General features: G+C 41.8%; 5 protein-coding genes and 1 tRNA gene. 3 read left to right on the top strand and 3 right to left on the bottom strand.

What is annotated here, in order from left to right; genetic code table 11:
* Nucleotides 1-456 precede the first annotated feature (456 nt).
* Nucleotides 457-708 carry a recombinase family protein gene (locus ACK8HY_RS21625; RefSeq protein WP_416134778.1) on the top strand — a complete coding sequence of 84 codons (252 nt, stop codon included), beginning with the start codon at nt 457-459 and terminating at the stop codon, nt 706-708.
* Between the two features lie 542 nt (nt 709-1,250).
* Here ACK8HY_RS21625 and ACK8HY_RS21620 read toward each other — a convergent pair.
* Nucleotides 1,251-1,323, bottom strand: a tRNA-Lys gene (locus ACK8HY_RS21620).
* Nucleotides 1,324-1,454: 131 nt separating this feature from the next.
* Nucleotides 1,455-3,374: an ABC-F family ATP-binding cassette domain-containing protein gene (locus ACK8HY_RS21615; RefSeq protein WP_416134777.1), complete on the bottom strand. Its 1,920-nt coding sequence runs from the start codon at nt 3,372-3,374 to the stop codon at nt 1,455-1,457.
* A gap of 60 nt (nt 3,375-3,434) precedes the next feature.
* Between ACK8HY_RS21615 and ACK8HY_RS21610 the strand changes: the two genes are divergently transcribed.
* A complete protein-coding gene (locus ACK8HY_RS21610) occupies nt 3,435-4,469 on the top strand; it encodes a quinone-dependent dihydroorotate dehydrogenase (RefSeq protein ID WP_416134776.1) in 1,035 nt (344 codons plus the stop codon).
* A gap of 7 nt (nt 4,470-4,476) precedes the next feature.
* Nucleotides 4,477-5,256, top strand: a complete 780-nt coding sequence (locus tag ACK8HY_RS21605) for a TIGR02757 family protein (protein ID WP_416134775.1) — start codon at nt 4,477-4,479, stop codon at nt 5,254-5,256.
* Nucleotides 5,257-5,667: 411 nt separating this feature from the next.
* Here ACK8HY_RS21605 and gap read toward each other — a convergent pair whose 3' ends face one another.
* Complete coding sequence (gene gap / locus ACK8HY_RS21600; RefSeq protein ID WP_416134774.1) at nt 5,668-6,675, bottom strand: type I glyceraldehyde-3-phosphate dehydrogenase; 1,008 nt, start codon at nt 6,673-6,675, stop codon at nt 5,668-5,670.
* Between the last annotated feature and the right edge of the window lie 4 nt (nt 6,676-6,679).

Genomic DNA, 6,679 nt, shown 5'->3' with positions numbered 1-6,679 from the left:
ATCAATTAGTAACGTAAATTAGAAAAGTCCAATCTCAGCTGTCGGAAAAATGGGCTACTTACATATTCTTATTATGTATCTTCTCTTTTTGAAGTTCTTCAAGAAAAGACCTGAATAATCATGTATGGAATATTAGTAGTAAAATAGTAATTATGGCTGTAGGCAATTGAACAATCCCTCGATCTAAGTATTCCAGAAAATAAAGTGCTACTTGCTATTTATCTGTCCACACCAGAGATGGAGAACTATAGAAGAGCCATAAATGTTACCAACGGTATGAGGCGTGCAATCTGCGAGGGTAGGATGATGGGAATTGCTCCATATGGTTACATCAATAAGTGTACAGAAGATGGACGAAAATATGTATCCGTCAAGGAACCTGAAACGTCAAACGTAATTTGGGCATTTAATTAGGTAGCTAAGGGACATCTGCCAACGGAAGTAGTCAGAAAGGAAATGAATAAACGTGAGGACAAAGATACTTCCAGTAATGCGTTTATAGTAGCCATGAGAAATGTTGTTTATTGTGGAAAAGTTCTGTTACGAGCCTTTAAACATGAGAAGGAGGAAATTGTCAAGGGAAAACATGTACCGTTGATCACAGAGGAACTTTTTATGAAAGTGCAACACGTATTAAAAAAGAAAGGTACAAAAGATCTTAGGTTGCCGGGCGGAAGAATAATTTTGAGGATGATCGGGCTGCTGTGATCAAAAGAAGGAATGAGCTTAATGAAAGATCACTAAAGCAAGAGATATGTGCCTTTCGGACTGGATTGATGAAGATGATTTCAGGGATATAAAGAAGAGCTGGACGATCAGGATTATAAACTTAGCGTTTTAACGGCTGTAGAAAAAAAGATGGTATAGAGCAGAAAATCTCTAAAGCTCTAAATGCAGTTAACAATATTTCAGAACGCTATAAAAATGCAAGTACCGTGGACAAAAGAACTCTAGTGAGTTTGATTTACCCTGAAAAGATAATATTCGATGGGGAAAATTTTCAAAAACCCAAAATTAACTCTTTTGTGGATAGTATATTATTGATTAGGAAGGGATTAGTAAGACAAAAAAGGGGGCAAAATTCAAAAAATTTTAATCCCCGTCGTGTGATTCCGCTGGTATTGGCTCAGCCTCACAGTTCCCGTTCATATCCTTGAGCCTCCATAGGATCGAACCCGGCCATCCCTTCGTTCGAATCCTGAATACCGTTAAAACAAAAAAAGCCAATCTTGCGATTAGCTTTTCTCTTGTGATCCCGCTGGGATTCGAACCCAGGACCCATACATTAAAAGTGTATTGCTCTACCAGCTGAGCTACGGAATCGTACTTCTTTTTTGAACTAGTGTTCCTTGTTTGAAGTGATGCAAAAGTAGGGCTTTAATCCTATTCCTGCAAATTTTTTTGGCTTAAAATAGCGGGTTCTTGCTTAAAAAGCTGATTTTAAGCGGAAAAAATTAACTGTTTTCCAATTCCATAATTTCCTCAGCCAATTGCTCCCATTGTTCTTGAAATTGGGTTAATTGAGCCTTTGCTGAATTGTAAGCACGCGTAGTTTCCTGTAACTTAGTCGCATCCGAATATACCGCTTCATCAGCCAGTTTCAGTTCAAGGTCCTTCACCAATATTTCCTGTTCTTCGATCTTCTTCTCCAATGTCGAAAGCTCTTTGTTCTTTTTGCTCAATAATCGTGTCCGATCTTCGGAAGGAACCTGTTTTTCTTTTTTGACCTTAGGCTCTTCTTTAACCTTTTTTTCAGGTTTGACCTCCGTTTTTACAAAACGTTTAGCAGCCCATTCTTCATATTCCTGATAAGTGCCCGGGTATTCTTTGATCTCCTTGTCTTCGATATACCAAATTTTGTTGGCGACGTGATCCAAGAAATAGCGGTCGTGGGAAACAACGATAAAAGTTCCTTCAAATTGTTGCAGCGCCTGGATCAGGATGTTGACCGATTGCATGTCCAAGTGGTTGGTGGGTTCATCGAGTGCCAGAAAGTTGGCATCTGCTGTCAATGCTTTGGCTAAGGCTACACGGGATTTCTCTCCACCGGATAACACCTTGATTTTTTTGAAGGCATCGTCGCCCGTAAATAGGAAACAACCCAATATCGAACGTAATTCAGTCTCTGTATGTTTTGGTGCAAAGGCCTGCAGTTCGGCTAATATGGAGTTTTCGAGATGGAGTGCCTCCAACTGATGCTGCGCAAAGAAGGTTTGGGACACATTGTGACCATGTTCCGATTTTCCTTCGAATTGATCATCTGAGCCGGCTACAATACGGAGTAGGGTGGACTTACCCTTTCCGTTCGCACCGATCAAAGCAATTTTATCACCTTTTTCAATAATCGCGGAGGTATTTTTTAATATCTCAAGGTTCGGGTAAGATTTAGAGATATTATCTAAGGTGACCACATGACGCCCGGAAGGTTTTGAAAACTTAAAGCTGAAGTTGACCGTGGGATTATCGTCATCCACGTCTTCAATTTTCTCCATGCGATCTAGGGCTTTAATCCGCGACTGCGCCATTTTCGCTTTGGAAGCTTTCGCACGGAAACGCTCGATAAGCCGTTCCTCCTGTTTGATCTTAGCCTGCTGATTTTTGAACTGGTTGGCCTGTAACTCGTTTCTTAATTCCTTTTCTTCCAGATAAAAGCTGTAGTTACCTGCATAAAGTGTTAATTTCCCCTTACGCGATTCCACGGTCTTTTTGATGATCCGGTCCAGAAAATATCTATCATGTGATACAATAACTATTGCTCCGTCAAATGCCTGCAAATAATTCTCAAGCCATTTGATAGAAGGTAAGTCCATATGGTTGGTTGGCTCATCCAGTAATAGAATATCTGGTGTCTGCAACAAGATTTTAGCAAGCATCACGCGCATACGCCAGCCCCCCGAGAATGTGGCCAATGGTCTTTTTTGTTCTTCTTCGGAAAAACCTAGACCAGCGAGGATCTCGTGTGCTTTGAATTCAAGATTATAACCATCCAGCGCTTCAAATTCCAATTGTTTATCGCTTAGTTTATTGAGAATATCGTCCGAATAATCTGTTTCTAATTTCGCAAGTAAGTCTTCGATTTCGGCATGTAGTTGATTTTGGCGTTCGAACGCTTCCATAGCGACGTATAGAATACTTTTGTCCGAATGGTAGGATAATAAGTCCTGGTTTAAGTAACCTATCTTAAGATCCTTTGCCATGGAAATTGTTCCCGAAGTTGGGGCATATTGACCAACGATCAAACGCAATAAGGTTGATTTTCCGGCTCCATTGGCGCCAATTAATCCTACTTTATCACCTGGTTTGATGTGCCAGTTTGCCTCATCGTACAACGCTCGGGATCCTATTTCAAATGTTAAATTATTTATTGATATCATTTCAAATGCAAAAGTACAAAAGTAATGAATATTTCTTCTTGTTTGACTAACTTTGCGATTATGTATAAATTAGTCAAACCTATATTCTTTACAATGAATCCGGAGATGGCTCACCATAAAGTGACCAGCGGATTGAATGTCTTCTCAAAAATCTGGGGTGCCAAGCAATTATTGAACGCTATTTTTACGGTAGAAGATCCTCGCTTGGAACGTGAGGTCTTTGGGCTTAAATTTAAAAACCCCGTAGGCCTGGCGGCAGGCTTCGATAAAAATGCCGAATATATAGCGGACATGACTAATTTAGGTTTCGGTTTTATTGAAATCGGAACAGTTACACCAAAGCCTCAGCCCGGAAATGATAAACCACGGATGTTTCGTCTGGTACCGGATGAAGCCCTGATCAACCGTATGGGGTTTAATAATCAGGGTGCCGATGTCGCTGCTAATCGCCTGAAGAACCTAAAAGACCGAAAAGGACTTCTAATCGGCGGTAATATTGGAAAGAACAAGCTTACTCCGAATGAAGAAGCGGTAAATGACTATATCTACTGTTTCAATGCCCTTTTTGAGTATGTGGATTACTTTGTTGTCAACGTCAGTTCGCCGAATACGCCAGGCTTAAGGGATCTGCAGGAAAAAGAACCGCTAAAAAAGATATTGAACACACTTCAGGAGCTGAATAAAACGAAGTCAGCCCCCAAACCTATCTTGCTTAAAATCGCACCTGATCTCACCGATAGCCAACTGGATGATATTGTAGAAATCGTGATGGAGACACAAATTGCTGGGGTCATCGCAACCAACACGACGATTTCGAGGGAAGGGTTAAAGAGTCAACTGGAATTGATCCAGGAAGCAGGAGGGGTGAGTGGACGACCATTGACCAAGCGTTCGACGGAGGTAATCCGTTACCTAAGCGAGAAATCAAACAAAGCATTTCCGATCATTGGTGTCGGCGGTATCCATTCCGCGAAAGATGCGATTGAGAAATTGGATGCTGGGGCTAGCCTTATTCAGGTCTATACCGGATTTATATACGAGGGACCAGGGTTGGTATCAAATATCTGTAAAGGGATATTACAGACAGGACGGTAGTAAAGCCATGGCGGTAGATTTTAATTTGAAAGATTTTTTGGATAAAAAGGTTGATGAATATAATCAACCTAATTTTATCCCCCATGATCCCATATCCATTCCACATCAATTTTCAAGTAAGAATGATATCGAGATTACGGGGTTCCTGGCGTCTATAATGGCTTGGGGACAACGTAAAACCATCATCAATAAGTGTAATGAACTGATCGAGAGAATGGACGGCGCGCCTTATGATTATATCATGAACCATACCGATCAGGACCTCAAGAGCCTGCTTGGTTTTAAGCACCGTACATTCAATGATACGGACATTCTTTATTTCGTTGCTTTTTTCCGGTACCACTATAGCCACTTTATGTCTTTAGAAGATGCATTTTTGGTAGGGCAGGAGACCGTAAAAGAAGTGGATTTGGAGCAGGCGCTGAATGCATTTAAAACTTATTTCTTTTCGCTGCCGGACTATCCGCACCGGACGCGTAAACATATCAGTAGCCCAGCCCAAAAATCTACTGTCAAACGTATCAATATGTTTTTACGCTGGATGGTCCGAAAGGATAAAAAAGGAGTAGATTTTGGAATTTGGAACCGCCTGTCACCAAAAAATCTGATCTGTCCATGTGATGTCCATGTCGAACGTGTAGCCCGAAAATTTGGACTGATTACCTTGGAAAAGGTCAACTGGAAAACCGCACAGGAGCTAACAGCCAATCTTAGATTGCTGGATTCCAATGATCCCGTAAAATATGATTTTGCGCTTTTTGGCTTGGGGGTAGAAGGGGAGCTCTAAAGTTCCTTCAACTACCTTAGCCCGGCACAGACCTCACACCGATAACGCACGCATTCGGTGATATTATCCCACCAACGGCGCACGGGGCTAAGGGGTATACCAGCTAGCTACAGCGCAGATACGACACTCATCTCGCAGGTATCTAGTGCGGCTGTCCCTCCAGCAGGGCATACACCCGACGGATACGATAGATAAGGGATTGAAGGTTTAAAGGTTTTGTTCAGCCGAAACGGACATCGGTAAGACCGTAATGATTGACTGATATAGCACAAAGCGAAAGGTGCTTTTGATATGCCTCATCTGTGCTTCGTGCCTGTTGGTATATTTTCACAACAATGACGGTCAAAAGAGCAATAAAAAAGCCTGTATGCTAAAATACAGGCTTTTTCAATATTTTTGTCTACTGTAGCATTAGACGAGCTTGTCAATCTTGATCAAAAGGTCCACCAAGCGATTCGAATAGCCAAATTCATTGTCATACCAGCCTACAACTTTCACTAATCCACCCACAACAGAAGTCAATTGCGCATCGAAAACACAAGAGTAAGGATTGTTTATTATATCAACAGACACAATAGGGTCTTCGGTATAAAACAATACCTCCTTCAATTCATTTTCGGCTGCAGCCTTAAAGGCTTGATTGATTTCTTCGACCGTTGTTTCTTTTTCCAAAGTACAGGTAAAATCTGTTAAGGAACCATTCAGCACGGGAACACGTATACCTGCTCCGCCCAATTTATTCTGTAAATGGGGGAAGACATTGGTAATCGCTTTGGCAGCACCTGTGGTCGTCGGTATGATTGCCGAGGAGGCCGCACGTGCCCGTCGCAGATCCTTGTGTGGCGCATCATGCAGGTTTTGATCACCTGTCATGGAATGTACCGTAGTGATATATCCGTCTTTTATTCCCCAATTGTCATCTAAAATTTTGACCAAAGGGGCGACATTGTTGGTCGTGCAGGAGGCATTGGACAAGATGGAAGCCGAGAGATCGACAGCACGATCGTTGATACCGAGCACAACAGTTGGAATATCTTTGTCTGTTGGCGGAGCGGAGATAATTACTTTTTTTGCACCTGCCGTCAGATGAAGGGTTGCTTTTTCACGGTTCGTAAAATGTCCCGTAGATTCAATGACAACATCGATATGTAAAGATTTCCAGGGCAGTAAAGACGGATCTTTTTCATTGCTCACCAAAATGGAATGGCCATTCACGATAACGTGATTCTCATCATGTGTAACAGTGCCAGGGAATGGCCCATGCACTGAATCGTATTTAAATAAATGGGCCAAAGTCTTGGTGTCTGCCAGGTCATTGATGGCGACGACCTGCAATTGATCAAAAGCATTACGAAGAAAAATATTACGCAATGTGTTTCTTCCGATACGTCCGAATCCGTTTATTGCTATATTGAGCATTTCA

The organism is Sphingobacterium sp. NGMCC 1.201703, assembly GCF_047784615.1.
Classification (GTDB): domain Bacteria; phylum Bacteroidota; class Bacteroidia; order Sphingobacteriales; family Sphingobacteriaceae; genus Sphingobacterium.
This window is presented reverse-complemented; position numbering and strand designations above follow the sequence as displayed.

What these genes read in the sequence shown, in the direction of transcription:
- ACK8HY_RS21615 (WP_416134777.1), bottom strand. Translation starts at nt 3,374, where the DNA reads ATGATATCAATAAATAATTTAACATTTGAAATAGGATCCCGAGCGTTG.
- ACK8HY_RS21605 (WP_416134775.1), top strand. Translation starts at nt 4,477, where the DNA reads ATGGCGGTAGATTTTAATTTGAAAGATTTTTTGGATAAAAAGGTTGAT.
- gap (WP_416134774.1), bottom strand. Translation starts at nt 6,675, where the DNA reads ATGCTCAATATAGCAATAAACGGATTCGGACGTATCGGAAGAAACACA.
- ACK8HY_RS21610 (WP_416134776.1), top strand. Translation starts at nt 3,435, where the DNA reads ATGTATAAATTAGTCAAACCTATATTCTTTACAATGAATCCGGAGATG.
- ACK8HY_RS21625 (WP_416134778.1), top strand. Translation starts at nt 457, where the DNA reads ATGAATAAACGTGAGGACAAAGATACTTCCAGTAATGCGTTTATAGTA.